The following is a 1,437-nucleotide window of genomic DNA, read 5'->3' as shown; positions in this document are numbered from 1 at the left end:
AGTAATATCTACTTTAGTCATATTAACTTCTTCGCTTGTTTCACTATCACATAAAACGCGTTTGGCGTTGTATGGTTAAGCCTCACGGGTAATTAGTACAAGTTAGCTTAATGGCTCACACCACTTCCACATCTTGCCTATCAACGTTGTAGTCTTCAACGGCCCTTCAGAGACTTTAAAAGTCTAGTGAGAACTCATCTCGAGGCCTGCTTCGCGCTTAGATGCTTTCAGCGCTTATCAGTTCCGAACGTAGCTACCGGGCAATGCCATTGGCATGACAACCCGAACACCAGCGGTTCGTTCACTCCGGTCCTCTCGTACTAGGAGCAACCCCTCTCAATTCTCAAACGCCCACGGCAGATAGGGACCGAACTGTCTCACGACGTTCTAAACCCAGCTCGCGTACCACTTTAAATGGCGAACAGCCATACCCTTGGGACCGACTTCAGCCCCAGGATGTGATGAGCCGACATCGAGGTGCCAAACACCGCCGTCGATATGAACTCTTGGGCGGTATCAGCCTGTTATCCCCGGAGTACCTTTTATCCGTTGAGCGATGGCCCTTCCATTCAGAACCACCGGATCACTATGACCTACTTTCGTACCTGCTCGACGTGTCTGTCTCGCAGTTAAGCTGGCTTCTACCATTACACTAACCGTACGATGTCCGACCGTACTTAGCCAACCTTCGTGCTCCTCCGTTACTCTTTAGGAGGAGACCGCCCCAGTCAAACTACCCACCAGGCACTGTCCGTAACCCCGATTCAGGGGCCAACGTTAGAACATCAAAACTACAAGGGTGGTATTTCAAGGTTGACTCCACAACAACTAGCGTCGCTGCTTCAAAGTCTCCCACCTATCCTACACATGTAGGTTCAATGTTCAGTGCCAAGCTGTAGTAAAGGTTCACGGGGTCTTTCCGTCTAGCCGCGGGTACACAGCATCTTCACTGCGATTTCAATTTCACTGAGTCTCGGGTGGAGACAGCGTGGCCATGGTTACACCATTCGTGCAGGTCGGAACTTACCCGACAAGGAATTTCGCTACCTTAGGACCGTTATAGTTACGGCCGCCGTTTACCGGGGCTTCGATCAAGAGCTTCTCCCTAAGGATAACCCCATCAATTAACCTTCCGGCACCGGGCAGGTGTCACACCGTATACGTCATCTTGCGATTTTGCACAGTGCTGTGTTTTTAATAAACAGTCCCAGCCACCTGGTCACTGCGGCTCCCGTCCGCTTAGAGAGCAAGTCTCATCACAGATAGGAGCGTACCTTCTCCCGAAGTTACGGTACGATTTTGCCTAGTTCCTTCACCCGAGTTCTCTCAAGCGCCTTAGTATTCTCTACCTGACCACCTGTGTCGGTTTGGGGTACGATTCCATATAATCTGAAGCTTAGAGGCTTTTCCTGGAAGTATGGCATCAGCAACTTCATC

The 1,437-nt window shown here is 50.5% G+C and carries 1 rRNA gene; it reads right to left on the bottom strand.

What is annotated here, in order from left to right:
• Positions 1–71: 71 nt before the first annotated feature.
• A 23S ribosomal RNA gene (locus PALI_RS00070) occupies positions 72–1,437 on the bottom strand; the annotation flags it as partial.

The organism is Pseudoalteromonas aliena SW19 (genome assembly GCF_014905615.1).
In the GTDB taxonomy this organism is placed as follows: domain Bacteria; phylum Pseudomonadota; class Gammaproteobacteria; order Enterobacterales; family Alteromonadaceae; genus Pseudoalteromonas; species Pseudoalteromonas aliena.
This window is presented reverse-complemented; position numbering and strand designations above follow the sequence as displayed.